The organism is Rhizobium sophoriradicis (genome assembly GCF_003939025.1).
Taxonomy (GTDB): domain Bacteria; phylum Pseudomonadota; class Alphaproteobacteria; order Rhizobiales; family Rhizobiaceae; genus Rhizobium; species Rhizobium sophoriradicis.
In genome coordinates, this window is the sequence record NZ_RQIH01000002.1 from 270380 (window position 1) to 296123 (window position 25744).

Annotated in this window: 29 protein-coding genes; 17 read left to right on the top strand and 12 right to left on the bottom strand. The window is 61.4% G+C overall.

The genetic code is table 11. The features are described 5' to 3' along the window. Nucleotides 1-2 precede the first annotated feature (2 nt). Genes EFR00_RS03705 through EFR00_RS03715 form a run of 3 tightly spaced genes read left to right on the top strand, consistent with a single transcriptional unit; the run spans nt 3 to nt 2727 of the window. On the top strand, nt 3-977 hold the full coding sequence (locus EFR00_RS03705) for an ABC transporter permease (RefSeq protein ID WP_077993763.1): 975 nt from the start codon (nt 3-5) through the stop codon (nt 975-977). After that, entirely contained in the window at nt 974-1846 is an 873-nt protein-coding gene (locus EFR00_RS03710) for a MurR/RpiR family transcriptional regulator (protein ID WP_038688805.1), read from the top strand. The genes EFR00_RS03705 and EFR00_RS03710 overlap by 4 nt, the downstream gene beginning before the upstream one ends. Next, a complete protein-coding gene (locus EFR00_RS03715; protein WP_077993761.1) occupies nt 1843-2727 on the top strand; it encodes a ribokinase in 885 nt (294 codons plus the stop codon). Before EFR00_RS03710 ends, EFR00_RS03715 begins: the two co-directional genes overlap by 4 nt. 63 nt (nt 2728-2790) lie before the next feature. Here the strand turns inward: EFR00_RS03715 and EFR00_RS03720 are convergent, their stop codons facing one another. Next, nucleotides 2791-2973: a hypothetical protein gene (locus EFR00_RS03720; RefSeq protein WP_077993759.1), complete on the bottom strand. Its 183-nt coding sequence runs from the start codon at nt 2971-2973 to the stop codon at nt 2791-2793. 255 nt (nt 2974-3228) lie between these two features. Here EFR00_RS03720 and EFR00_RS03725 point away from each other — a divergent pair, with 255 nt between their 5' ends. Beyond that, on the top strand, nt 3229-3522 hold the full coding sequence (locus EFR00_RS03725; protein ID WP_010055560.1) for a DUF982 domain-containing protein: 294 nt from the start codon (nt 3229-3231) through the stop codon (nt 3520-3522). Between the two features lie 148 nt (nt 3523-3670). On the opposite strand, the gene EFR00_RS03730 is transcribed toward EFR00_RS03725, so the two are convergent. Next, complete coding sequence (locus tag EFR00_RS03730) at nt 3671-4507, bottom strand: nickel-binding protein (RefSeq protein WP_077993757.1); 837 nt, start codon at nt 4505-4507, stop codon at nt 3671-3673. A 417-nt stretch (nt 4508-4924) separates the two neighbouring features. On the opposite strand from EFR00_RS03730, the gene EFR00_RS03735 reads away from it, so the two are divergent. From EFR00_RS03735 to EFR00_RS03745, 3 genes are all read left to right on the top strand, one after another. Further along, nucleotides 4925-5182 carry a DUF982 domain-containing protein gene (locus tag EFR00_RS03735; protein ID WP_077993755.1) on the top strand — a complete coding sequence of 86 codons (258 nt, stop codon included), beginning with the start codon at nt 4925-4927 and terminating at the stop codon, nt 5180-5182. 116 nt (nt 5183-5298) lie between these two features. Beyond that, nucleotides 5299-5469, top strand: coding sequence for a hypothetical protein (locus EFR00_RS03740; RefSeq protein WP_164517744.1), 171 nt, complete (start codon nt 5299-5301; stop codon nt 5467-5469). After that, the gene (locus EFR00_RS03745; RefSeq protein WP_077993752.1) at nt 5469-5705 is read left to right on the top strand and encodes a hypothetical protein; all 237 of its coding nucleotides are present in this window, start codon (nt 5469-5471) and stop codon (nt 5703-5705) included. The genes EFR00_RS03740 and EFR00_RS03745 overlap by 1 nt, the downstream gene beginning before the upstream one ends. Before the next feature lie 169 nt (nt 5706-5874). On the opposite strand, the gene EFR00_RS03750 is transcribed toward EFR00_RS03745, so the two are convergent. From EFR00_RS03750 to EFR00_RS03765, 4 genes are all read right to left on the bottom strand, one after another. Then, entirely contained in the window at nt 5875-6423 is a 549-nt protein-coding gene (locus EFR00_RS03750) for a nuclear transport factor 2 family protein (protein ID WP_077993750.1), read from the bottom strand. A gap of 79 nt (nt 6424-6502) precedes the next feature. After that, on the bottom strand, nt 6503-7306 hold the full coding sequence (locus EFR00_RS03755) for an SDR family oxidoreductase (RefSeq protein WP_077993748.1): 804 nt from the start codon (nt 7304-7306) through the stop codon (nt 6503-6505). Nucleotides 7307-7359: 53 nt separating this feature from the next. Next, on the bottom strand, nt 7360-7758 hold the full coding sequence (locus EFR00_RS03760; RefSeq protein ID WP_077993746.1) for a GlcG/HbpS family heme-binding protein: 399 nt from the start codon (nt 7756-7758) through the stop codon (nt 7360-7362). A 170-nt stretch (nt 7759-7928) separates the two neighbouring features. After that, on the bottom strand, nt 7929-8816 hold the full coding sequence (locus EFR00_RS03765) for an AraC family transcriptional regulator (protein ID WP_077993744.1): 888 nt from the start codon (nt 8814-8816) through the stop codon (nt 7929-7931). Between the two features lie 366 nt (nt 8817-9182). Here EFR00_RS03765 and EFR00_RS03770 point away from each other — a divergent pair, with 366 nt between their 5' ends. After that, nucleotides 9183-9662, top strand: coding sequence for a DUF2938 domain-containing protein (locus tag EFR00_RS03770; protein ID WP_077993739.1), 480 nt, complete (start codon nt 9183-9185; stop codon nt 9660-9662). 203 nt (nt 9663-9865) lie between these two features. Here the strand turns inward: EFR00_RS03770 and EFR00_RS03775 are convergent, their stop codons facing one another. From EFR00_RS03775 to EFR00_RS03785, 3 genes are read right to left on the bottom strand one after another with little or no spacing between them, the layout of a single operon-like run. Continuing rightward, nucleotides 9866-10507, bottom strand: coding sequence for a ThuA domain-containing protein (locus EFR00_RS03775; protein ID WP_077993736.1), 642 nt, complete (start codon nt 10505-10507; stop codon nt 9866-9868). Between the two features lie 17 nt (nt 10508-10524). After that, a complete protein-coding gene (locus EFR00_RS03780; RefSeq protein WP_009996613.1) occupies nt 10525-11625 on the bottom strand; it encodes a Gfo/Idh/MocA family protein in 1101 nt (366 codons plus the stop codon). 33 nt (nt 11626-11658) lie between these two features. Continuing rightward, the gene (locus EFR00_RS03785) at nt 11659-12858 is read right to left on the bottom strand and encodes an ROK family transcriptional regulator (RefSeq protein WP_077993734.1); all 1200 of its coding nucleotides are present in this window, start codon (nt 12856-12858) and stop codon (nt 11659-11661) included. Between the two features lie 199 nt (nt 12859-13057). On the opposite strand from EFR00_RS03785, the gene EFR00_RS03790 reads away from it, so the two are divergent. The 4 genes from EFR00_RS03790 to EFR00_RS03805 all read left to right on the top strand — a co-directional run bounded on the left by EFR00_RS03790 (nt 13058) and on the right by EFR00_RS03805 (nt 17322). Further along, complete coding sequence (locus EFR00_RS03790; protein WP_077993732.1) at nt 13058-14362, top strand: ABC transporter substrate-binding protein; 1305 nt, start codon at nt 13058-13060, stop codon at nt 14360-14362. Nucleotides 14363-14445: 83 nt separating this feature from the next. After that, nucleotides 14446-15384, top strand: a complete 939-nt coding sequence (locus EFR00_RS03795; RefSeq protein ID WP_009989437.1) for a carbohydrate ABC transporter permease — start codon at nt 14446-14448, stop codon at nt 15382-15384. Further along, nucleotides 15377-16225, top strand: a complete 849-nt coding sequence (locus tag EFR00_RS03800; RefSeq protein WP_038688829.1) for a carbohydrate ABC transporter permease — start codon at nt 15377-15379, stop codon at nt 16223-16225. The genes EFR00_RS03795 and EFR00_RS03800 overlap by 8 nt, the downstream gene beginning before the upstream one ends. Before the next feature lie 23 nt (nt 16226-16248). Next, nucleotides 16249-17322, top strand: coding sequence for an ABC transporter ATP-binding protein (locus EFR00_RS03805; protein ID WP_077993730.1), 1074 nt, complete (start codon nt 16249-16251; stop codon nt 17320-17322). A gap of 310 nt (nt 17323-17632) precedes the next feature. Here EFR00_RS03805 and kdgD read toward each other — a convergent pair whose 3' ends face one another. From kdgD to EFR00_RS03820, 3 genes are all read right to left on the bottom strand, one after another. Further along, a complete protein-coding gene (kdgD, locus tag EFR00_RS03810; protein ID WP_009996298.1) occupies nt 17633-18559 on the bottom strand; it encodes a 5-dehydro-4-deoxyglucarate dehydratase in 927 nt (308 codons plus the stop codon). 36 nt (nt 18560-18595) lie between these two features. Continuing rightward, nucleotides 18596-19570: a mannonate dehydratase gene (locus EFR00_RS03815; RefSeq protein WP_009996299.1), complete on the bottom strand. Its 975-nt coding sequence runs from the start codon at nt 19568-19570 to the stop codon at nt 18596-18598. A 64-nt stretch (nt 19571-19634) separates the two neighbouring features. After that, nucleotides 19635-20345: a FadR/GntR family transcriptional regulator gene (locus EFR00_RS03820; protein WP_009996300.1), complete on the bottom strand. Its 711-nt coding sequence runs from the start codon at nt 20343-20345 to the stop codon at nt 19635-19637. A gap of 132 nt (nt 20346-20477) precedes the next feature. Between EFR00_RS03820 and EFR00_RS03825 the strand changes: the two genes are divergently transcribed. From EFR00_RS03825 to EFR00_RS03845, 5 genes are read left to right on the top strand one after another with little or no spacing between them, the layout of a single operon-like run. Next, entirely contained in the window at nt 20478-22073 is a 1596-nt protein-coding gene (locus tag EFR00_RS03825) for an ABC transporter substrate-binding protein (protein WP_077993728.1), read from the top strand. A 20-nt stretch (nt 22074-22093) separates the two neighbouring features. Beyond that, a complete protein-coding gene (locus EFR00_RS03830; RefSeq protein ID WP_038688838.1) occupies nt 22094-23122 on the top strand; it encodes an ABC transporter permease in 1029 nt (342 codons plus the stop codon). Beyond that, nucleotides 23119-24021, top strand: coding sequence for an ABC transporter permease (locus EFR00_RS03835; RefSeq protein WP_077993726.1), 903 nt, complete (start codon nt 23119-23121; stop codon nt 24019-24021). Before EFR00_RS03830 ends, EFR00_RS03835 begins: the two co-directional genes overlap by 4 nt. Further along, nucleotides 24008-24877 carry an ABC transporter ATP-binding protein gene (locus EFR00_RS03840; protein WP_406550298.1) on the top strand — a complete coding sequence of 290 codons (870 nt, stop codon included), beginning with the start codon at nt 24008-24010 and terminating at the stop codon, nt 24875-24877. The genes EFR00_RS03835 and EFR00_RS03840 overlap by 14 nt, the downstream gene beginning before the upstream one ends. Further along, on the top strand, nt 24874-25617 hold the full coding sequence (locus EFR00_RS03845) for an ABC transporter ATP-binding protein (RefSeq protein WP_077993724.1): 744 nt from the start codon (nt 24874-24876) through the stop codon (nt 25615-25617). Before EFR00_RS03840 ends, EFR00_RS03845 begins: the two co-directional genes overlap by 4 nt. Nucleotides 25618-25744 lie beyond the last annotated feature (127 nt).

Sequence of the window (25744 nt, forward strand, 5' to 3'; positions counted from 1 at the left end):
CTATGTCTGACACCATCGAGAATACCGCAGCGCCATCAACCAGGCTTGTCGGATCCTTATCGGTCCGCGACGCCGGCACGCTGATCGGCCTTGTCGCCATCGTGATCATCTTCGGCCTTCTGGCTCCCGATTTTCTCTCGCAGCGAAACCTCCTGAACATCCTCCAGCAGTCCAGCATCAACGCCTGTCTGGCGCTCGGCATGACCCTGGTGATCATCTCCGGCGGCATCGACCTCTCCGTTGGTCCGACGGCGGCGATTGCGGCCGTCATTTCGGCGACGCTGCTCGTGGCCGGCGTCCCGGTTCCTCTCGCCATCCTTGCCGGGCTCGGCATCGGCGTCCTCTGTGGCCTCGTCAATGGCGTGCTTGTCGCCTATGCCGGGCTGCAGCCCTTCATTGTGACGCTCGGCACGCTCAGCACCTATCGAGCTATTGCGCTCATCTATACCGGCGGCAACCCTGTGCTCGGTGTCCCGCAAAACTTCCGGACGCTGTTCAACGGCAGCGCCGCTGGCATTCCAAATTCCGTCGTGATGGTGGCGGTCGTCGCTCTCCTGGCCTGGGTGCTTCTCAAGAAGACTCCGCTGGGTGAATATCTGCTTGCGGTCGGCGGCAATGAAGAGGCGGCCTACGTCGCCGGTGTCCCGATCGCCATGACCAAGATCACGGCCTATGTGATCTCCGGTGTACTGGCGGCGCTCGCCTCGATGATCCTCATCGGTCGGCTTGGGGCCGCCGAACCGATCCTCGGCAATCTGTGGGAGCTCGACGCAATCGCCGCAGCGGCAATCGGCGGGGCGTCGCTGATGGGCGGCAAGGGCAGCGTCATCGGCACGCTGCTCGGGGCGATCATTCTAGGGGCGATGCGCAATGGATTGACGTTGATGAACGTGCAGGCCTTCTACCAACTTCTTGCCACTGGCCTTATTATCCTTGTCGCGATGATGATCGATCGCGTCACAAGGGGACGGGGATGAATTCTGCAAATGATCTCAAGGCGGTGGGCCCGCGCATCCGGATGATGATGCCTCAGCTCACCCCCTTGGAGGCGCGTGTCGTCGAGACGGTTTTCGGGCTGAGGGATTTCTCCGAAGACACCGCTCTCAAGGACCTGGCGGCCGAGGCCGGGGTTTCCGAGGCAATGGTCGTGAAGATCACCAAGAAACTGGGATTCAGCGGCTTTCGTGACTTCCGCACCGCCGTCTCAAGTTACAACAAGCTACCGACCGCGGAAATGCATCAGGAACTTTCCGCGGAAGACAGTTCCGCCGAAATTATCCAGAAAGTCTTCCGTACATCGATCAACGCGCTGGAGGAAACCCTTGCGATCCTTGATGTCGATGCCTTCGATCGCGCTGCCGACTTGTTGGCGAAACCGGGACAACGCGATTTCTATGGTGTCGGAGGTTCGGCGCAAATCGCCCGCGATGTCGCGCACAAATTCCTGAGGATCGGCGTGCGCTGCAGCGTCCAGGACGACTCGCACATGATGCTGATGTCGGCCTCCCTGCTGGGGACAGACGACGTGGCTATAGGATTCTCCCATTCGGGCAACACGACGGCGGTGATCGAGGCGATACAGCTCGCGCGGAAGTCCGGCGCGCGTACGATCGCCATCACCAATTACGGCGGATCGGCTTTGGCTCAGATCGCCGACATCGTTCTGTGTTCGACGGCGCAGGGATCGCCGCTGATGGGCGAAAACGCCGCGGCGCGGATTGCGCAGCTCAACATACTCGACGCGCTTTTCATGGCCGTCGCCAAGAGAAACTACCAGGCGGCGGAGAGAAACCTCGAAAGGACGATGTCCGCCGTTACATCCAAACGCAAGGACAAGCTTCCATGACCAGTGCTTCACCCTCCGTCGTCGTCTTCGGCAGCCTGCACTACGACATTATGGTGTACGGCCCGGCGCGGCCGCGCAAGGGTGAAACGGTGACGGGAAGCAGCTGGCATCCCAAATGCGGCGGCAAGGGCGGCAACCAGGCGCTGTCGGCCGCCAAGGCAGGCGTCTCGTCACATATGGTCGGTGCTGTCGCCGACGATGATTTCGGACGCGCTTTGACCGACCACCTTGCGCTTGGCAACGTGGATCACCGCTTCGTCAAGACGGTGGCCGGCGTCGGCAGCGGCATGAGCGTTGCAATCTTCGATGGGCAAGGCGATTACGGCGCGGTCATCGTATCGGGCAGCAACCTTGCGCTCGGCCAGTCGGATGTCGATGCCGCCCGGGAGGTGTTTGCCGGCGGCGGCGTCCTGGTGTTGCAGAATGAAGTCCCCGATCCTGCCAACGTCGCGGCGGCACGGGCGATGAAGGAGGCCGGCGGGCAGGTGGTGCTGAATGCGGCGCCGGCGCGGCCCTTGTCGGACGGCCTCGCGGAGCTTGTCGATATCGTCGTCGTGAATGCGATCGAGGCGGAGCAGTTGGCGCAGGTTCCGGTCGTCGACAGCTTGGCCGGGGCGCTGGAGGCGGCAAGGCGGCTGGCGGAACGTTTCCCGGTGGTCGTGGTCACGGCGGGTGGGGAGGGGGTAGCCTGCGCGACGAAGAACGGCGAAACCTTCTCGATTGCAGCGGTCAAGGTCGACGTGGTGAGCACGCACGGCGCCGGTGACGAGTTCACGGGTGTGCTCGCCGCCGAGCTCGCCCGCGGTCGTGACATCCGCTCGGCGCTGGCTTCGGCGAACCGCGCCGCTGCTGTGCTGGTCAGCACGCCCCGCACCAGCTGAACGCGGCGCGCTTGGAGCGGCGCCCCTGGCGAGGTTGGCGCTCAGGGAAATCCCTGATGCTTTTCAATAGCTGCAGGAGCGAGCATTGCCGGGCCTGAACCCGCCTGCGCAAGCCGGGTTCCTCGATGTATCCAGCTGATACTGATAATCCTCCCTGTCGTGTTTCGCAGGTGAGGTGCAGGCGGAGCCCAGAGCGGAAAAGCCGATCAGCACGCCGGCTGCGGCCAATCTGATAATCCGGTTCATCTGCATCTCCTTCGGCTCGATTCTCGCAATCTATCATGGCAGCCCATGGATTCGCGAGCAGGGATGGACGTGATCACGCGCGCGGCAAAAGCTGTAATTGCATATTTTATGTTCAGCTGATCTGTCGCGCTATTCTGCCGTTATGGAAGTAGTTGCATTGTCTTTGTTGGCAAAAAATACTCGATTCATGTTGAAATATTCAAGCTTTTTCAGTAATATAAACCCATAAAAAAGTAATATAAATGGGAGGATACTATGCCAGAAGCTCGGTTCGAGCCGGTTTTTCTTCGCCGTCAGCATTTCGTCGCTGAGATCACGAGTCTCGACGAAATCATGGATTTTCTGGACGAATGGCCGCAGGACAAGCGAGGCCTGGCATATGACACGCTTCTGAAGGCGTGCAGAGATACGGCGAGCGGCCGCTTCCCGTTGAACGCGGCGAGGGAGAATTTCCGCCGCTTCCTAAAAATGTCGGGCGTGCTTGCAAAAGGCGAGGGCGCGCCAAAATTCGAGCAGCTGATGAACGATCGAACGATCGGCGCTGCTTGATCTGATTGAGACAGGCGACGGATAAGGGCGCTGCCACGGCCGCATCGAGGCGGGTTCGGCCACCGCGAGAAATCGGCGGCGTGCTTGTCATGGCGCGTGGCGACGCGCACCGACCCGAAAATCGGGATGGTTTTTTCGGGTCGGTGCGCTAGCTCACCTGCCGGCGGGCGTTGGCCCAGTCGCATCGGAAGGCCAGCACGGGCTTGGCAAATCCCTTGAGACGGCGGCGTGTCGCGTGGGCGAAGAGATCGGCGGCGCCGTATTCCCGGAAAATATTCTCCGAGACGAGGATCTGGTCGCTGGCGGCTGCCGCGCAGAGGCGGGCCGCCAGCTGCACGGTCGAGCCGAAGAGGTCGTTGCTGTCCTCGACCGGCTCGCCGCAATCGATCCCGATGCGGATATGGATCGGCTGGGCATTGTTGCCGCTGTTGTAATGCTGGAATTCCTGCTGGATCGCCATGGCGCATTCGACGGCTGCCGTTGTCGCCGAGAAGGCCGCCATGATGCCGTCGCCGGTATGCTTGACTTCGCGGCCTGAATTCTTGCCGAGGCATCGGCGCACGATTGCGTCATGCGCCCTGACCAGCTCTGTCCCCATACGGTCTCCAAGGCGCGCCGTCATCTCGGTCGAGCCGACGATATCGGTAAAAAGGATCGCCCGGTGGCCTGGATCCATTTGTGGCGACGACTGGCCGGGCGCCGGATCAGGGTCATTGATGCGGCCGAGAAAGGCCTCCACCGCCGACAGCGCCACCTCGACGATCTCATTGGCGACAAAGCCGTGCGCCTCGCGATGCACGCATTGGACGGTTGCCATATCGGGCGCATCCACCAGGCAGAAGGCCGTCCCTCGCCGCTCGTCGAACCAGTAGGTGAGGAACTTGACGCCGTATCGATCCTGAATGTCGATATCCATGCGATGTGCCTGGGCAACCTCGGCGGGCGAGGTACCTTCGAGAAAGTGCCGATCCATGAAGATGGGCATCGCGCGTCCTCCCAGATCCGCCGCGTGCAAGAGGCGGGCATTGTACGATCTGGATATCTCCCCGTCCACCTTCGGGATTATCGACGTTGCATTGTTGCGCTGCGTTGCTTCCGCAAAAGCAACGCGTTGCTGCATCGTCGGTAGAATAATCAAGAAAATAGCCAGTTTTAACGAGTAGGCCTGGCGCGCTAAGTCTGATATTTACCATAGTCTGTCGTTTATTGACTGATGGCAGGGTTTCCGGACCCCCTCGAGAGGCTGCAGGCGTTTCCTGTCTCAAGCCTAGCCCGCCGGATCCTGGATGGAGAGACATGTTTATCGCGGCCATGATTGGCCAGGATCGAAAAGCCGCCGCCAACGGCACGCAAATTGCTTATTATCGATTAGCTCGCCGAAATCAGGAAAAGCTGTAGCAAAGTGAGACAGAGGGCACATTTTCGACCGGTCGGCCTGGCCTCGATTCGGCTCGGGCACTATGCGGTTATTAACTCTGTGTGGGATGCCGCGCGCACGCTCCTCCATGACTGGCCGGTGGACGACGGCGAGGAATATTTCGAAGCCGTCAAAGCCTGCCTGGATGCGATCATCGGCGATCTGCCGCCGGATCATGTGCGGGCCGCCTTCGTCAGGGCTGCTCAGGAGGCGGGCATCGCCGTCATAGAAGCCGCCGACTGAACAGCGGTCGCATCTCGATCTCTGTTTTCTCCCGTTTCCACGAGAAGGTCGCGCCGCACTTGACTTCTGCGGGTCAGGGTCTAAATTAGAACAAAACAGGAACACTGGAGATGGTCATGACACATACGGAACAGGTGATCGCCAACGCCCTGGCCCTCGTTGAAGCCTCCCGCGCGGCCCGCGAACGGGATCAGCAGCGTCGCGCTGCCTGGCAGAAAAAGGTCGAACTCAGCCGGCCGCTGCCGCCCTTGCCGCGGCCGGTCCAATTGCCGCTGGCGTTGAACTGATGCAGCCGGCAAAGTCATTCAGGCTCGATCTCGCTTGCTCCACCCCGGCTTGGCCTGATCGCGCATGGGAAGTGGAGGCCGTGCTCGCCTGGCATGACGACGATGCCAAGGCGGCGATCCGCACTCTGCTCGACGACTGCAGGCATCTGCGCCGGCAACTGGCGCTGGCGGAAAGCGTGATGAGCCGCGGGATGGCCCGCGGCTGGACACCGCGATACGAACGCGACACACTCTGAAACATGCCTGCCCGTGATATCAGTGACGATATCGGTAACGGCGCCGAGGAAGCGCAGGAAGAGGGCGGCTGATCGAAGCCGCAGAGAAGGCAGCGGGCATCCGAGTGATGGTGCAGGATGTCCGCCACGCCATCTAGGAACGGCAGGATTGGTTCTGACCTGGAAGACTCTAGTCGACCGGCGTCACACGGGTCCAAAAGGCGTTGAACGCGACCGAATCGAAGAAGGCCGAGGCACGGACGATGCGGCCGTCGCGCATGTCGAGAAACCAGGCATAGGTGTTTGCGTAGGGCTCTCCGTCGCGGGCGACGCCGCGGGCGTCGAAAAAGACGATCACAGTGTCGCCGTCGACATATACGTTGCGGATCGCCGGCTTCAGCGGTGCCTTCATTCGGGCGTTAAACGGGCGGATCACCTCTCGCAGGAATGCCTCGCGGCTGGGATAGGTCTTCGATGCCAGCGAATAGCCCTCGATTGTCCAGCGGGCGTCGTCGGCGAGGAGGTCGTAAGGACTGCCTGTACCGGCCGCCCAGGCTTCGAATCCAGCCTCGACGGCTGCCTTGTTGCGGCGTTCGGCTTCAGTGAGAGACTGCGCTGCGGCGCGAGCTTCGAGCCCGCCCAGAGCAAGGATGGCGGCGGCGACGCCGAGAGTTGCATTGAAGATGCGCTTGGCCAGGGATTGCGGGCGGCAGACGGTTGCCGTTGCAGTGTAGGACATGGTTTTCTCCAGAGGTAAACGAGTGGGGCGACACCCGCTGGCCGGGTGCCGCTTGCGGCGCACGCAGCCGGCAATCTGCTTAGATCTGGTTTTCCCAGGCTCTCAGCTGATGCTCCTTCAGCATGTCCTCGATGACCTTCGGAACGACGTTGCGGAACCTGCCGATATCGGCCGGAACGACTTCGATCATCCGGTCGATCATCTCCTTCGGATCCATCTTGCCTTCGGGCGTCGCGAAGAAATCATCGAAGCCCTTTCGCAGATCTGCGCGCTTTGTGAAGTTCTTGCTGTCATCCAGCCAGCGGAACGGATTGTCCGCCATCGTCTCGTTATAGCCGGTGTAGTAGGCGCCTGGGTTGATCGTCTGGATCTTGATGCCATAAGGGGCGAGTTCCTGCTGCAGCGCTTCGGCGATCGATTCCAACGCGTGCTTGGTGGAGACATAGGTGCCCCAGTTGGCCGGAGTGAAAAGGCCGCCCATCGAGGAGGTGAACACGACTTTGCCCCTCTTGCCTTCGCGCACCCATCTCTGGACGACGCCCTGAGTCAGCACCAGCGGCAGGAAGACGTTGACTTCGTAATTTTTGCGAACAAGTTCGATCGGGATTTCCCAAACCGGGCCGGCTTCGCCCATGCCGGCATTGTTCCAAAGAACGTCGAAATCCCAGCCCTGCGCCTGCTTGATGTCGTAGGGATCGGTGAGGTCGAGCCGCTCGACACGGACGTTCTTGAGGCCGAGGGCGGCGACCTCCTCACGCAGTGGCGTAACCTGCGAGGAAACCTGCGTGGTCGCGATGATGCTGTGGCCGTTCCTGGCCATGCCGATGGCCGCACCCTTGCCGAAGCCGGAGCCTGCGCCAGTGATCAAAATGGTCTTGCTCATGAGACATTCCTTTCGATGGTTTCGGGTTGGTGGAAATCAGGTCTTGGCACAGCTCACGCGACGGCCGCAGCCGCTGCCTGCGCGATTTCGAGATCCTGTGGAACCGCTCCGCCGGAAACGCCAACGGCGCCGATCACCGTGCCGTCGCGGGCAAAGAGCGAGATGCCGCCGGCAAAGGGAGTTAGGCCGCCATTGGACAATTCGAGGCCATGGGCGGGAGCGCCGGGCTTGCAATATTCCCAGACGGCCTCGCTTGTCGTTTGAAACAATACGGCCGTTCGCGCTTTGCCCATAGCGAGGTCGATCGAGCCGAGCACTGCGCCGTCCATTCGGCTGAACGCCTTGAGATGCGCTCCGGCGTCCAAGACCGTGATATTGACTGGCACACCGATCTCATTGGCCCGCGCCTCACCTGCGGCGATGACCCTGCGAGTGTCGTCAATGGTAATCATCTCCTGTCTCCTCTTTTCGTTCGGGCGCTAGCGCTCCCCGCGCGATGAGACAGGTGTATAGGCGGAACCGCTCTGCAGTATTTTCAGCTCTTGCTGCGCTATGCTCAAATCTTGCTCTCCGGCTTGCCGGCATACGCGAACGGAGAACTATGTCCGATAGGCGGAACCCGCTAACCGGTGATGAGCGAGCGGTATTGGCCGGGCGTCAAGCCGGTCATCTTGCGGAAGACCCGGGTGAAATTCGCCTGCGAGCCGAAGCCGGTGTCGAGCGCGATCTCCACCAGCGAGGACCGTGCGAGCCGCAGCTTTTCCTTGGCCGCTTCGATCCGTCGCTCGGTGACGTAGCGATGCGGCGTCAGGCCGGTAGCCTTGCGAAACATGCGGGCAAAATGAAAGGGGCTGAGGCAAGCCTCCGCCGCAAGGTCATCCAGCGAGATTTCTGCCGCGATGCGGGCTTCAATGAAATCGAAGACGCGTTGCAGCCTTTTTCGGTCGACATTCGGCGCCCGTGCGGCGGGTTGCCAGCGAACGGGTGAATAGGTGCCGAGCAGGTGCGCCGCCAGCGCCATCTGAAGTCCGTCGAGGAAGAGTCGGTCAGTAGGCTCGAGGCGTCTGTTCAACAAACCCCGAAAGAGCTGACCGATCTGCAGCACCGTAGGATCAGGGACGCCTCCTGCATAGGCAAGCTGCACCTTGGCCGGGTCAATGTCGAAGTTTGAAAGCGCGCTCTCACCGACGAGCGACGGCGGTAGGAAGATGTGCAGGGACTCGGGCATGGTACCCACAATTTCTACGCCGCTCTCATGCACACCCGCCGGACATACCCAAGCGACACCGGGGCGAGCGATCGCCTCCCGCCTGTGGCCGTCACCGGTCCACCTGATCTTCGACTGACCCGAGAGCAGGACGGCTATTTCCGTGCATTCGAGTGTCAGGTCGACCTGCCAGCCCGGATCGAAATGCCTGAGTTCGACCTGCAGCGATGAGCAGTCAACAAGCCCGCCCACCCGCTCGCTGGTCCGATACTTTTTGTCCCCTTGCGATTCCACGAAAGTCATGTCGCATCCACGCCGTGAAGATAGGAGAAAAGTTCGAATTGTTCAGTCTCGGCGGGCCGATTACGCTGCCGTCAATCTGCAATCATCTTTGATCTATTAAATGGATAGCCAGGCGCGCCGCATTGCCGTCCGGGGGCGGGTATTGCGATGAGGATTTTTCGCTAAATTTCAGGGGAGCGCAAGTCTCATGACACGAAGCGATACCGCACCCCTTGTTGCGGCTTCCGAATGTGTCGGACGAAAGTCCGCCAAAGTCGCAGCTATTCAAAGCGAAGTTGAGGCAATGAATTCGCGGCAGCCTTGCGCCGGCGCGTCCGCAATGGTTTGGTAGCGTCCTGCATTCGCAACACTTTCCGGTGATTCCCGATGTTCGATATTCTATTGCGCGGCCTGGCGATCGGCGCCGGCGCAACCATCCTCATGGATCTCTGGGCGATCGTGCTTACCAAGGTCTTCGGCCAGACACCGGCCAATTGGGCGCCGGTCGGCCGCTGGTTCTGGCATCTTCGCCGCGGCAAGGTCTTTCATGACAACATCGCCGATGCCGAACCTTATGCCGGGGAATTGGCGCTCGGCTGGATCAGCCACTACGCCGTCGGCATTCTCTATGGCGTGATCTTCGCGATCATCATGGGGCAGGGTTGGCTCGCTACACCGACATTTCTCCCCGCCTGGATTTTCGGCATCATCACCGTCGGGGCAGGGTGGTTCCTGCTGCTGCCCGGCCTCGGTCTCGGCTGGGCGGCTTCCAAACATCCGAAGCCGATGAAAGTCCGGTGCTTCAACCTGCTTGCGCATACGGTGTTTGCGCTGGGGCTATTTGGGACGGCGTTGATTCTGCGCTGAGATTGCCAAAAACCCCTCCCCACAAGGGGGAGGGACTATGCTGTGGCGTCCGGCGGCGACCGAACGCAGAGGTCTTGCTGGCTGTTACCGTTCGACGGATTGATACAGTAGAGTTTATGTTAAGCGGTGCGGCGTCTTAGTCCCTCCCCCTTGTGGGGAGGGGTTGGGGAGGGGTCTTTTGGTTCCCCGCGAAAGGCCCTATCTCACCGCGCCGCCCAGTTCGCGCCACGGCGGAAGATCGTCTTCATCTCCGGCACGTCGAATTCCTTGGCCTGATGGCCCAGCGAGGAATAGAAGACGCGGCCCTTGCCGTATTTGCGCTTCCAGACGACAGGCATGACGACGCCGTCGATCCAGTAGGCGTGCTCGCCGGTGAATTTGGTTGTCGCCAGAACCTCGTTCGAGGGGTCGACATGCATGTAATATTGCTCCGACCTATAGGGGAAATCAGAGATCCCCCCCATCAGCGGATCGTCCGGTCTGGTGATGTTGACGGTATAGTCGATGATGTTGCCGGGATGGGCCACCCACTGGCCGCCGATGATGAATTGGTAGTCGACGGAGTCGCGGAAGGCGTCGCCCGCGCCGCCGTGATAGCCGGCAATGCCGACGCCGCTCTCGATCGCCGCGGCGAGGTTCTTGACCTCCTCCTTCTCGATCTTCGACATCGTCATGATCGGCACGACCAGGCTGAGATCATGGACGGAAGGGTCGGCAAGCGCCTCGGTGCCATGTTCGAGATAGACTTTGAACCCGTCCTCCTCGAGCATCCCCTTGATGATTTCGGCGCATTCCTGCGGCTCATGCCCGCTCCAGCCGCCCCAGACGATCAGTGCTTCACGCATAGTCATTCCTCCTGAAATTATTTCGCCAGCCGTCCGTCGATGATGGAATCCGACAAGGGGGCAGGGCGCTCCGTCACCGTGGTGATGGTGACCGTCCGGCCGGTTTTGGCGGCGGTGTGGAAAGCTTCCATGACTTCGAGCACATGCAGCGCCAGGTCGCCATTGGCGCGATGTGGCCGGTTGGAGCGGATTGCATGCGCCATGTCGGCGACGCCAAGCGACCGGTAATTGCCCTCGGCATAGGGTGATGTGACCGGCTGATCCTCGAATGCGGCGCCCTTCTTCAGATATTCCACCGGGCCGCCAAATTTGTTCGGATCGGGAACGATCAACGTTCCTTCGGTGCCGTAGACTTCGAGCGGCACATGCTTGTGACCGGCGACATCGAAGCTCATGGCGATCTGGACAACGGCGCCGTTCTCAAAAGCCATCATGCCGGCAACATGGGTCGGCACATGGACTGGAATGCGTTCGCCGTTGCGCGGCGCGCTTGATATCAGCCGTTCTGACCGCGGCGTCGTCGCAAAGCCGGAGACTTGAGCAACCGGCCCGAGAAGATTGACGAGATCGGTGATGTAATAGGGACCCATGTCGAGCATCGGCCCGCCACCGACTTCGTAATAGAAGGCCGGGTTCGGATGCCAGCGCTCATGGCCGGGGCACATGAAGGTGGCCGAACCGCCGACCGGCTGGCCGATGGCGCCCTGGTCGATCAGGGCCCGCGCCGTCTGATGGCCGCCGCCGAGGAAGGTGTCGGGCGCCGCGCCGATGCGCAGATTGCGGGCGCGCGCCGCTTCGGCCAATTTTTTCCCTTCCGCGAAATTAATCCCGAGCGGCTTTTCCGAATAGGTGTGTTTGCCGGCTTCGAGCGCCTGCAGCGCGACAGCGACATGGGCTTTCGGGATCGTCAGATTGACGATGATCTCGACCTTGGGGTCGGCGAAAAGCTCCTCGACCGACCTGGCGGGAACGTTGAATTCGCGTGCCTTGGCTTCCGCCAGTTCCCGGTTGAGATCGGCGACGCCGCGGATGTCGAGAATAGGAAATGACGCCATTGCCGTGAGATAGGCGCCCGAAATATTGCCGCATCCGATGATGCCGATACCGACTTTATCCATAAACTCCTCCATTCATTGTGATTTTGTCGCTAGTCAGAGCGCCGGCCCGGTCGTGCTCCAGGGCGATTCGTAGAGCTCGTAGAGCGCCACCGCGGCGGCACCCTGCGCCCAGAAATCATCACTCGAATCGTCGAAGACGAGTTCGCTGACCCCCTTCAGCGAAGGCGGAATGGCGAGCGCATAGGCATCGCGCAGGCTGTTCAAAAAGGGTTCGCCAAGCGCCAGGCTCGACCCGACAAGAATGACCCGCGGCGGCGCAAACAGCGTGACGATATTGGCGATGGTCAATCCCACCGCTTCGCCGGCGCGAATGGCGGCGCTGATCAGCCGGTCGTCATCGGCCTTGATCAGCGCCTGGGCGTGGGTCATGCCGCGGCCGAGCCGGATTGCTTCGGCAAAACGCCCATCGGCCTGCTGTTCGCCGAGTATGGCGCTTTCGCCGGCCTGGCTGAACAGCCGCACGACGCCATTCGGCCCCATGCCGAGCACGAGATCGCCGAGATTGTGGCTGAGGCCGCCGGCACCACGAAACAGGCTGTTGCCGTGCAGAACGCCGAGACCCAGCGTCTGCTCCAATGAAATCAACACCATATCCTCGAGATCGCGCGCTTTGCCGAACCAGTGATGGCCGAGCGTGATGGCATGCGCGTCGCTTTCGACAATGGTCGGCGTTGCGAGCCGCGTCGACATCTCGGCGGCGAAATCGACATTGATGTCGCGGAAGATCGGGCTGCTTCTGATGTAGCCGGTGCGGTGCTCGATGACGCCGGGAAAGCCGAGGCAGACGCTGTCGACATCTTCGAGCGATAGCCCGGCGTCGACGACGCAACGCCGCACACCATCCTCGACGAGATCGGCGATGACGCCGATTGGCTGCCGGTCGATGCGGATCGGCAGCGCGAGCTTCGACAGCACGTCGCCGCGGAAATTGGTCACGACGAAGACCATCCGGTTGGCGGCGATTTTGCCGCCGACCACTCGCGCGGCGTCGGGATTGAGCTCCAGCGCCACGCGTGGCCTGCCGCGCACCGCTTCGTTGCGGATATCGCCTTCGTGGCGCGGCAGAATAAGCCCGTCGTCGAGCAGCGAAGCGGTGATGGCGGAAACCGTGGTGGTTGAGAGTTCGGTGCGTTCGCTGATCTCGATGCGCGAGATCGGCCCATGGCGCCGGACGGTATCAAGCACGTTCAAGCGATTGATCGCGCGCATCAATTCTGGATCTGCGGTCTTCATGAAAAACTAGCCGGCATCGTTCGTTGGGCGGAAGCCAATATTTTTAACGGGTTACGAAATAAATAGCAGGCAATCCCACGAGCCTGTCAAGCGCATTTGGTAAAAATAGCGCCTATTGGGTTGACATCCGACGAAAGCTCCGTTGAATTAATCCGCATAGGGGAAAAATTATGAGGATAGGTCCCCTGGGAGGAAAATCATGAAGTTCATGCTGAAGAACGCAGCATTCGGCGGCAGGCGTTTCGTATCCATGGCCGCGGCAGCCGGCATGCTGCTGGCGGGAGCAGGCGCTGCCTCGGCGACCACGGTGGTCAAATGGCTGCATCTCGAGCTCGACCCGAAAAATGTTGCGGCCTGGGAAGACATCGTCAAGAAATACGAAGCCCAGCATCCCGACGTCGACATCCAGATGCAGTTCCTCGAAAACGAGGCGTTCAAGGCCAAACTTCCGACGCTGTTGCAGTCCGACGACGTGCCGGATTTCTTCTATAGCTGGGGCGGCGGAGTGTTAAAGCAGCAGTCCGAGACCGGCGCTCTGCAAAATGTGACGGCAGCCCTCGACGCCGATGGCGGCAAACTGCGCAAGGCTTATACGCCGGCATCGGTCAAAGGCCTGACTTTCGAGGGCAAGACCTGGGCTATCCCCTATAAGGTCGGCCTGGTCAGCTTCTTCTACAATAAGGCGCTGTTTGCCAAGGCAGGCGTCAAGGCCGAGGACATCAAGAGCTGGGCTGATTTTCTCGACACGGTGAAGAAGATCAAGGCGGCCGGTATCGTCCCGATTGCCGGCGGCGGCGGTGAGAAATGGCCGATCCATTTCTATTGGAGCTATCTCGTCATGCGCGAGGGTGGCCAGAAGGTCTTCGACGCGGCCAAGAACGGTGAAGGTGAAGGCTTCCTCGATCCCGCTATCATCAAGGCCGGCGACGATCTCGCCGAACTCGGCAAGCTCGAACCGTTCCAGCCCGGCTATCTCGGCGCCACCTGGCCGCAGACGCTCGGCGTTTTTGGTGACGGCAAGGCTGCGATGATCCTCGGCTTCGAAAACACCGAAGCTAACCAGCGCAAGAATGCCGGTGACGGTAAGGGGCTAGCGACCGACAATATCGGCCGTTTTGCCTTCCCGGCGGTCGAGGGCGGCGCCGGCAAGCCGACCGATACGCTCGGCGGTTTGAACGGCTGGGCCGTCACCAAGAAGGCGTCCAAGGAAGCGATCGACTTCCTCGCATTCCTGACGAACGCGGAGAATGAGCGGGCAATGGCCAAGGCCGGCATGCTTCTGCCGGTTGCCGTCGGCGCCGGCGACGGTGTCACAAGCCCGCTGCTCGCCGAATCGGCCAAGCAGCTTGCGGGTTCGACCTGGCATCAGAACTTCTTCGACCAGGATCTCGGCGCCGCCGTCGGCCGCGTCGTCAACGACGTCTCGGTGGAAATCGTCTCTGGCCAGATGAATTCCAAGGACGGCGCCCAGATGATCCAGGACGCTTTCGAACTGGAACAATAACCAGCGCCCGCAGAGCCTTCCCGGCGCTCCTGCCAAAAGCGGCGGAGCGCCGGCATTGCTGCCGACGAACGAAAGCAGGATCCATGGCCAATATTTCAGTCCCCTCGATGACATCGGCTGCAAGGCCGGCCCGACGAGCCGCAAACCGGAAAAGCTCGGTCGCTCACGACCGGCTGGCCGTGCTATTGCTCTTCCTGCCGCCGGCGCTGCTGCTGTTCACGCTCTTCGTCATCATGCCGATGGGCGAGGCGGCCTGGTACAGCCTCTATAAATGGAATGGCTACGGCACGCCGACCGAGTTCATCGCCCTGCGCAATTTCCAGGTCCTGTTCAGAAATGCGGCATTTACCCAGGCACTGGTCAATAACGGCCTGATCATCGTCATCTCGATCTGCATCCAGGTGCCGCTCGCCATCTGGCTTGCCACCATGCTCGCCCACCGCATTCCCGGTGTCGTCGGCTACCGGCTGATCTTCTTCCTGCCCTATGTTCTGGCGGATGTCGCCGCCGGCCTGATCTGGCGCTTCGTCTATGACGGCGATTACGGCCTGTTTGCCGCCATTTCCAACTTCTTCGGCTTCGCCAACCCCTATGTGCTCGCCGACAAGGACGTGGCGATCTATGCCGTGCTCGGGGTCGTCGTGTGGAAGTATTTCGGCTTTCACATGATGCTGTTCATCGCCGGCCTGCAATCGGTCGACAAGAGCGTGCTTGAGGCGGCCGAGATCGACGGCGCCACCGGCTGGCAGAAATTCCGTTACGTCACCTTGCCGCTGCTCGGCTCGACCTTGCGCCTGTCGATCTTCTTTGCCGTCGTCGGCTCGCTGCAGCTCTTCGACATGATCATGCCGCTGACCGGCGGAGGACCGTCCAACTCCACCCAGACGATGGTCACCTTCCTCTACACCTATGGCGTCATGCGCATGCAGGTCGGTCTCGGCAGCGCCGTCGGCGTCGTGCTCTTCATCATCTGCGTGACGCTCGCCTTCGGTTACAAAAGGATCTTCATGCGCCATGACTGATATGAGCTCTTCCATCCGCATGCGCACATCGACCCGCATCTACCTCTACGTGTCGCTGAGCCTGATTGCCGCCATCGTGCTGATCCCGCTGCTGACGACAGCGCTTGGCGGCTTCAAGACGCTGGGCGACCTGCGCACCAATCCATTCGGCCTGCCGACCGAATGGCAGTGGACGAACTACACCGATATCCTCTTCGGCGAGCGTTACTGGCTGCAGATCGGCAATTCGCTTGTCATTGCAGCGCTCACCGTGCTGCTGACGCTGATCGTCTCGTCGATGGCGGCCTTTGCCTTTGCCCATGTCCGTTTCTTCGGCTCGTCCTTCCTGCTCAATTATTTCCTGCTCGGCCTGATGTTTCCGGCGGCGACCGCGATCCTGCCGCTCTTCATCCGCATTCGCGATCTCGGCTTGCTGAACACCTATTGGGGCGTGGTGCTGCCGCAGGTGGCCTTCGGCCTCGGCATGAGCATCCTCTTGTTCCGCAATTATTTCCGCAATCTGCCGGAGGAGTTATTTCAGGCGGCCTTCGTCGACGGCTGCGGTTATCTCCGGTTCTTCTGGCATATCTCGCTGCCGCTTTCGCGGCCGATCGTCGCCACCGTCAGCATCATTTCCTTCGTCGGCAGCTGGAACAGCTACATCTTGCCGCTGATCATGCTGAACTCGGAATCGAAATATCCCTGGCCACTCGGCATCATGGTCTATCGCGGCGAATACGGCACGGAATGGCAGCTGGTGCTGGCCTTCATCACGCTGACCATCCTTCCCACCATCATCGTCTTTTTCGTCGCCCAGCGGCACATCATCGCCGGCCTGACCGCAGGCGCCGTCAAGTCCTGAGCCGAACCATTGGAGTTGCAATCATGGCATCCGTTTCACTGCACGATGTAAGCAAGGCCTATGGCGCCGTCGACGTCATCCACGGCATTTCGCTTCATATCGAAGATGGCGAATTCGTTGCCCTGGTCGGGCCGTCCGGCTGCGGAAAATCGACGCTGTTGCGGATGATCGCCGGCCTGGAAGAGATCACCGACGGCGAGATCGCGATCGGCGGCAATGTCGTCAACGGCATGACGCCGCGCGAGCGCAATATCGCCATGGTCTTCCAGTCCTACGCGCTCTATCCGCATATGACCGTCGCCGAAAACATGGGCTTCAACCTGAAGCTTGCCGGCGTTCAGAAGCCTGAGATCGAGGCCCGCGTTGCTGAAGCCGCCCGCATGCTCGATCTCGCCCAGTTGCTCGACCGCAAGCCGGCCCAGCTTTCCGGCGGTCAGCGCCAGCGTGTCGCCATGGGCCGCGCCATCGTGCGCAATCCGGCCGTCTTCCTGTTTGATGAGCCGCTCTCCAACCTCGATGCTAAACTCCGCGTGCAGATGCGTTCGGAGATCAAGACGCTGCACCAGAAGGTGAAGACCACCTCAATCTATGTCACCCACGACCAGATCGAGGCGATGACGCTCGCTGACCGCATCGTCGTGCTCAACCAGGGCAGGGTGGAGCAGTCGGGGACGCCGCTCGAGCTTTACAAAAAGCCGGCCAACCTCTTCGTCGCCGCCTTCATCGGCTCGCCGGCGATGAACATGCTCGACGGCACCGTCGACGGTGAAAATGGCGCACCCGCCGCCCGCCTCGAAGACGGCACGGCGATCCGCCTTGCGCCCGACCGCAGGGTCAGACCCGGCCAGGCCATCACCATCGGCCTGCGCCCCGAACATCTCGTTCCCGGCCTGTCAGCCGGCACGCCGCTCGCCGGCCGCACCATGCTGGTGGAACCGACAGGCGCCCAGACCCATGTGGTCTTCGATCTCGCCGGCCAGCAGGTGACCGCAATTGTCGACGGCGAATATCCTGCCCGCTACGGCGCCGTCTTCGAGGCAAGCATCGCCAGCGACCAGGTGCATGTCTTTGATCGCGGCAGCGGGATGGCGCTGTAAACGCGGTTAAGTCTGCTGGGGAACGGAGAGGGTGCGGCGCATCCTCTTCTCCCCTCGGGGAGAAGGTGCCGGCAGGCGGATGAGGGGGCGGCACCCCCTCACGTAAATTCTATTCCGGCTCGCCGACGGAAATGTTGTGCCCAGCACCCCGAGCATGGTCGAGATGAGCCGGACGGTCGAAGCCCGCAGAGGGGTGAAGGAGAGACCGGCAATGCCGGCCCCCTCATCCGCCCTACGGGCACCTTCTCCCCGAGGGGAGAAGAGGAATCGAGAGGGCGCGGCAGATACTCCTGCTGTCCTCCGTCGACGATTATTCCGCCGCGATCTTCGAGACGCCGTTGGCCTGGACGATCTTGTCCAAGAGCACCAGCTCCTCCTGCGTGAGATCCGTCAAAGGCGGGCGCACAGGCCCTGGGTTCTGCCCGAGGACGCGAAGACCCGCCTTGATGATTGAGACGGCATAACCCTTCTTGCGATTGCGCAAGGCGACGAAGGGGAAGAAGAAGCTCTTCAGGATTTCGTCGACGGTCGGCTGGTCGCCGGTGCGCAAGGCGCCGTAAAAGCGCTGGGCGAGGGCAGGGACGAAGTTGAAAACTGCGGACGAGTAGGTCGTCACACCGGCGGCAAAATAGGCTTGCGCATAGACCTCGTGGGTCGGCATGCCACCGACATAGACGAGACGGTCGCCGAGCCGTGTGGTGATCTCGATGACCTTGTCGACATCGCCGACGCCGTCCTTGAAGCCGATCAGGTTCGGGCATTCCTCGGCAAGCCGCGCGATGCTCTCGGCGGTGAGAACGGCGTTGTCGCGGTTATAGACGATGACGCCGATGCCGACCGATTGGCAGACCGCCTTGACGTGGGCGATCAGGCCGGCCTGTTCGGCAAACATCAGATAGGGCGGGAGCAGCAGCAATCCGTCGGCGCCTGCCCTTTCGGCCGCCTGTGCGATTTCGATGGCAAGCGACGTGCCGTAGCCGGTTCCGGAGATGATCGGCGTATTGCCCGCCGATGCCTTGGCGGCTCGTACGACCTGCGGAATCTCGCTCGGATTGAGCGAGAAGAACTCCCCGGTGCCGCCGGCGGCAAACAGTGCGGCGGCGTCGTAACCGGCAAGCCACTCGACATGGCGGCGGTACTTCGCCTCGTCGAATTTCAGGTGGTCGTCGAAATGCGTGACCGGAAACGAGAGCAGGCCACTGCCGACGGCCTTCTTCAATTCAATCGGGTTCATCATCAAGTCCTATTCCTTAGGTGTTGAAAATCGGCGGCGTCAGGCGCTCTCGAGCACTTGCAGAAGCGCTGCGATATAGCCGTAGCAGAAGGCGAATGCGGTGGCGGACGGATCCTTGCCGCTGACGGTCGGCACATGGTCGGGCATCAGCATGTATTTGAAGCCGACTTCCTTGTAGATCCTGGCCGAGCGGACCATGTCCATGTCGCCTTCGTCGGGGAAGGTCTCCATGAAGGAAAGCTTGCCGCCGCGAATATTGCGGAAGTGGACGTTGAAGATCTTGCCGCGCTGGCCGAACCAGCGAATGACGTCGTCGATCTCCTCGCCGGGATTTTCGAGCATCTCGCCGATCGATCCCTGGCAGAAATTCAGGCCGTGATACGGGTTCTCGCGCATCTGCACGAACTTCTTCAGCCCTTCCACCGTGCCCAGCACCCGCGTGACGCCGCGATAGCCGGGCGGTGTATAGGGATCGTGCGGATGGCAGGCGAGCCTGACGCGACTGCTTTCCGCAACCGGCACAACGCGTTCCAGGAAATAGTCGATCCGCTCCCAGTTTTCGTCTTCGGAAAGCACGCCGGCAAGACCGGGTGCTGCCTGCTGATCGGTCTTGTCCCAGCGGAAGCTGGCATTCATCGAGCCGCCGCGCCCAGGCTCATCCGGGGTGCGGGGAATGCCGATCAGGTTGAGATTGTATTTCACCGCCGGAATGCCCGCCTTCGCGACATTCTCGATCATTGTGCAGACCGCATCGATCTGCCGGTCGCGCTCGGGACCGGCGAGCAGAATATCGGGGTAAGAGGCCTTCTCGATCGGCTGCGAGGGCAGGGGCAGCTGGATCATGTCGAGGATCAGGCCGAAGCTTTCGACCTTGTCGCGATGGCGCTCGATGTCGGCAAGCGTCCAGCTGCTCGGCTTGCCCGGCGGATCGGCGCTGATATGCTTGACGCCCAGTTGCGCGAAGATGCGATAATCGTCGTCATCCCGCGCCGCCACCTGTGTTCCCAAATACATTAGAGACCCTCTCGAATTCAACAATGTCATATGACATAATATGAATCTGGGAGGGTGTCGAGCCCTATTGCTGCTCCGCGAGCATTCGATAGCGCCTTTGGCTCGCCATCAAATGGGCGCGCATCGCTTGGCGGGCGCGGTCCGGATCCTGATCGGCGATCGCCGACAGGATCTCCACATGTTCGGCATGGACCTTTTGCAGATAGTCGCGGTCATTGGCTTCGGGCAGGGTCGGGAACTGCCCGCGCGGGATGGCGCGGGGGCCGAAATGGCGCAGCACGTCGACATAGAATCGATTGTTGGTGGCCGCGGCGATCGCCATGTGAAAGGCATAGTCCGCCTCGACGGTTTGCTGTCCGCTCTCGATCAGTTGCGCCATTTTGCGATTGGCCTCGCGGATCGCGGCCTCCTGCTCGGCGGTGCGGCGATAGGCGGCAATCGCCGCCGCTTCGCCCTCGGTCGCCATGCGAAACTCCAGCAATTCCAAGGTTTCCGGAATGCTTTTGATTTCCACCGGCGTCAACGACATCGCCGAATGGACCTTCGGATCCGCGACGAAAACGCCTTTGCCCTGGATCGGCCGGACGAAACCGGCAGCCCTCAGATCGGCGATGGCCTCGCGCACGACGGTGCGGCTGACGCCGAAGGTCGATTCGAGCTGCGGTTCGGTCGGCAGTTGGTCGCCGACACGCAATTTCCCCGTCTCGATTTGTGCCCGCAGCTGATCGATGACCTGCTGCGCCAGTCTTTGCCGCCCACGGCCGAGTGTCGTCATTTCCTATTCCCCAGTTCCTTCGCCTCAAGTCTTCCGCACGGCTCTTGCAAATCGTTTTGGACTTCGCTAAATCATAATACGACATACGGACGACATAATATGTCTCTTATAGTAATTCAGGGAGGAGTGACAATGAAGCATTTTTCTAAAGGCCTGTTCGTCGGCGCCGTCTTCGGTGCTCTGACGATCGCTGCGCCGCTCTCATACGCCGCCACGCCCAAGGACCAGCTGGTGATCGGAACATCATTGGCGCAGGTTCTGTCGCTCGATCCGCATCAGGCGACCGAGGGCAAGGCGGTCGAGATCATGTCGAACCTTTATGACCGGCTGGTCAACAGCACGCCTGATGGCAAGATCGTGCCGCAGCTCGCCGAAAGCTGGAAGGTCGACGACAAGGGCATCACCTTCACGCTGCGCCAGGCAAATTTCGCCTCCGGCAATCCTGTCACGGCAAAGGATGTCGTCTATTCGCTGGGGCGGCTGTTGAAGCTCGACCAGGCGGCCGCCGCCAACCTTAAGCGCATCGGTTATGACAAGAGCAATGTCGACAAGCTTGTCACGGCGGTCGACGACAAGACCGTTCGCATCGATTTTTCCGGGCAGGTGACGGCGGAAATGCTGCTCTACCGGCTTGCGGCATCGACCACCAGCGTCGTCGACAGCGTCGAAGTGCAGAAGCATGTCACCGACAACGACTGGGGAAACGCCTGGATGCGCACGCACTCGGCCGGCTCCGGTCCGTTCACCCTGAACCGCTGGTCTCCTAACGAACTCGTGATCCTCGACGCCAACAAGGATTATGTCACCGGTGCTCCGAAGATGAAGCGCGTCATCGTCCGCCATGTTCCGGAAAGCCAGGTCGAGCGGCTGATGCTGGAGCGAGGCGACATCGATATCGCCAGCGCGCTGACCGCAGCCGATCTCGCGACCTTCAAGGACAAAAAGGGCTTTACCATTCAGCGCATCCCGACAGGCGGCTTCTACGTGCTGTCGATGAATGCCGGCAACCAGTATCTCTCCAACCCGAAGGTCCGCGAGGCGATCGCCTACGGCATCGATTACAAGGGCATCGAGAAGACCATCATGGGTCCTTACGGGCGGGCGAGAACCGTTCCCGTGCCAGAGAATTTCGAATCTGCGATCCCGAGCCCCGATTGGCATCTCGACGTCGAGAAGTCCAAGCAGCTGCTGGCTGAGGCAGGCTACAAGGACGGCTTCTCGCTGACGCTGAAGACGATCGCGCAGACGCCGCGCATCGATCTTGCCACCGCCATCCAGGCATCGCTTGCCCAGGTCGGCATCAAGGTCGATATCCAGCAAGGCAACGGCTCGGAAATCATCGCCGCCCACCGCGCCCGGGATTTCGACCTGCTGATCCCGCAGACCAGCGCCTACATGCCGAATGTGCTCGGATCGATGGAGCAGTTCTCGTCGAACCCGGACAATTCGAAGGAAGCCAACAATGCCGGCAACTTCGTCTGGCGCTCGGCCTGGGACATTCCGGAACTGACGGCTTTGACGGCCAAGGCTTCGATGGAGCCGGACGCGACGAAGCGCGGCGAGCTCTATGTTCAGATGCAGAACATGTTCGTCGAGCAGAAGCCGGCGGTGCTGCCGATGTTCGAGCGCTTCGAGCCGATCGTCCTGTCGAGCAAGGTTGAGGGATATGTCGGGCACCCGACCCAGCTGACGCGGCTTGAGGGCGTCACGAAGTCCGAAACCCAGTAATACTCCCGAGGCAGCCGATCATGAAGGAACTCTCTGTAGCCGAATTTGGCCGACGCCTGGCGCATCTGCTCGTCAGCCTGTTCATCCTCTTGTGTGTGACCTTCGTGATCGGCCGCGTCCTGCCCACGGATCCCGTCGGCGCCATCGTCGGCGAACTCGCCGATCCCGCCGCCTATGCGGCGATGCGGACGCGCCTGGGGCTTGATCTGCCGATCTATCAGCAGTTCTTCCTCTATCTGAACGGCCTCGCCCATGGTGATTTCGGCACGGCTGTGCTCACCGGCAATCCCGTTTCTTCGGACCTCGCACAGGCCTTTCCCGCGACATTCGAACTTGCGACGCTGGCGGTGATCATTTCGACCTTCGTCGGCGTGCCGCTCGGCCTGGTCGCGGCGCTGTTTCGCGACAGCCTGATCGACAAGATCGCCCGGGTTGTCGCCCTCGTCGGCCATTCGATCCCGGTCTTCTGGTTCGGTATCGTCGGACTCGTCATCTTCTATGCCGGCCTGAACTGGGTCGGCGGGCCGGGCAGGGTTGACGTCTTCTACGAGGGGCTGGTCACACCGCAGACCGGTCTGCTGCTGGTCGACAGCCTGCTGCAGGGCGAGACCGAAATCTTCTGGAACGCGCTCGGCCACATCATTCTTCCGGCCATCATCCTTGCCTATGCGGCGATGGCATACATCACCCGCATGACCCGCAGCTTCACGCTGGAGCAGCTGAGCCAGGATTATGTCATTGCCGCCCGCGCCAAGGGTGTCAGCCCGACCGGCACGGTTCTGCGCCATGTCCTGCCGAATATTGCGGTGCAGCTGATCACCATCCTTGCCATTTCCTATGGCGGGCTGCTCGAAGGCGCCGTCGTCACCGAGATCGTCTTCTCCTGGCCGGGCATCGGCCAATATATGACGAACGCGCTGATGATCGGAGACATGAACGCTATCGTCGCAGCCACCATCATCGTTGGATTCATCTTCATGTTCCTGAACTTCCTGGCCGATGTCGCCTACGCCCTGCTCGATCCGCGCATGCGGGAGGCGACCCGATGAGCGACGCCGTCCACAGCGAGATCCGGATCCGCCCGCCGAGCATGCCGAGCCGCGTTGCCGCCTCGTTCGGGCGCGCCGGCCGCAAACTGGCCGACGAGCCGCTCGGTCTTGCCGGCTTCGTCATTCTCGGCCTGCTTTGCATCGTCGCGATTTTCGCGCCGCTTCTGGCGCCCTACGATCCCACAATCCAGGCGCTTGGTGATGCCTTGCAGCCTCCAAGCCTTGCGCATCTGGCCGGCACCGACGAATTCGGCCGCGATATCTTGAGCCGCCTGATCTTCGGCACCCGCATCACCATCCAGACAGTGCTCTCGGTGTCCCTGATCGTCGGGCCGATCGGATTACTGATTGGCGTCGTCGCCGGTTTCTTCGGCGGCAATATCGACGCCCTCCTGATGCGCGCCACCGATATCGTGCTGTCATTCCCCTCGCTGATCCTGGCGCTTGCCTTTGCCGCCGCGCTCGGCGCCGGTCTCGGCACGGCGATCATCGCCATTTCGCTGACGGCCTGGCCGCCGATTGCCAGGCTTGCCCGCGCCGAAGCGCTGGTCGTCAGAAATGCCGATTATGTGGTCGCTGCCCGCCTTTACGGCGCTTCGCCGCTGCGCATCCTGCTGCTCTATATCGCGCCCATGTGCATTCCATCGGTGATCGTCCGCCTGACCCTCAACATGGCCGGCATCATCCTGACGGCCGCCTCGCTCGGCTTCCTCGGCCTCGGTGCTCAGCCGCCGGCGCCGGAATGGGGGGCGATGATCTCCAACGGCCGCAAGTTCATGCTCGATTACTGGTGGGTCGCCGTCATGCCGGGTATCGCCATCCTGCTGACGAGCCTTGCCTTCAACATCGCCGGAGATGCTCTGCGCGACATTCTGGATCCCCGCCATGCCAGATCGTGAAAAGAAAGATCGTGACATGCAAGATCTTCAACCTGTTCTCTCCGTCAAGGATTTGACCGTCCGCTTCGGACGGGGTGCTGTGCCCGCGGTCTCCAGTGTCAGCTTCGATGTCGGGCGCGAACGTGTCGGCATCGTTGGCGAATCCGGTTCCGGCAAGTCGACGACCGGGCGCGCTGTCATGCGCCTGTTGCCGCCGGCTGCAATCGTCTCCGCCGAACGCCTCGATCTTGGCGGCAGTTCGCTGCTTGCCAAGACCGAGCGCCAGATGGGGGCGCTGCGCGGCAAGGATATCGCGCTGATCATGCAGGATCCGCGTTATTCCCTGAACCCGGTGCTGTCGATCGGCAAGCAGATCGCCGAGGCCGCCCGTCTTCACCTCGGCCTTCGCGGCAAGCAGGCGCAGGATGCCGTCCGCGCCATGCTGGAGCGTGTGCGCATCAGCGATCCCGATCGGGTCATGGCGCTTTATCCCCATCAAATATCGGGCGGCATGGGCCAGCGCGTGATGATCGCCATGATGCTCTTGGCGCGGCCGAAGCTCGTCATCGCCGACGAACCGACCTCGGCGCTCGATGTCAGTGTCCGAAAGGACGTGCTGCTGCTGCTTGACAAGCTGGTGCGCGAAAACAATTCCGGCCTGCTTTTGATCAGCCATGACATCCGCATGGTCGCGGCCTTCTGCGAACGCATCATCGTCATGTATGCCGGCCGCATTGTCGAGACGCTGACCAGTCTTGAGGAGGCCCGCCATCCCTATACCCGCGGGCTGATATCGGCGCTGCCCGACCCAAAGAACCCGGTTCGCCGGCTCGCCGTTCTCGACAGGGCGAAACTCGATCTGGAGACGGCGCAATGATCAATGTCCGTGATCTCGATGTCGTCTTTTCCTCCGGGAATTCCAGCAACCATGTCGTCAGGGGCATCAGCTTCGAGGTGAAGCGGGGTGAGACGCTTGGCATCGTCGGCGAATCCGGCTGCGGCAAATCGACGGTGCTGCGTTGCCTCGCCGGCATGGAGGCCGGTTGGACCGGTCAGATCGCGCTTGGCGGCAAACCGATCGGCAAGAAGCGCTCCCGCGAGGAACTGACGTCGGCACAGATGGTGTTTCAGGATCCTTACGGCTCGCTGCATCCCCGCCATCGCATCGGCACGGCGCTTGCCGAGCCGCTGCGCGCCATGCGCCATTCCGATATCTGGCCGAAGGTCGAAAGGGCACTGATCCAGGTGGGCCTGCCGGCCAGCTTCGCCAATCGTTTTCCGCATGAGCTTTCCGGCGGCCAGCGGCAGCGCGTGGCGATCGCCCGGGCGCTGATCCTGTCGCCGCCCATCCTGCTGCTCGACGAGCCGACATCGGCGCTCGACGTCTCCGTCCAGGCCGAAATCCTCAATCTGCTGGCCGATCAGCGTGAGGAAAAGGGGCTGACCTATCTGCTCGTCAGCCACGATCTCGCAGTGATCGCCCATATGTGCGACCGGGTGCTGATCATGAAGAACGGCGGCTTCGTCGACGAACTGACCAAGGAGGATCTGCAGGCCGGCACCACCCATGATGCCTATGCGCGCGAGCTGTTCGAGGCGAGCTTCATCGCGGCTTGATAACCTCTGCCTCTTGCCGTTGCTGTCCGGTTCGCACCGATCGCTCTTGCCCCTCACCCTACCGACCGGGGTCGAGCCATCCGATCCGTCCTTCGGACCCCCGTAAACGGGGCGAGGGGACGTGCCA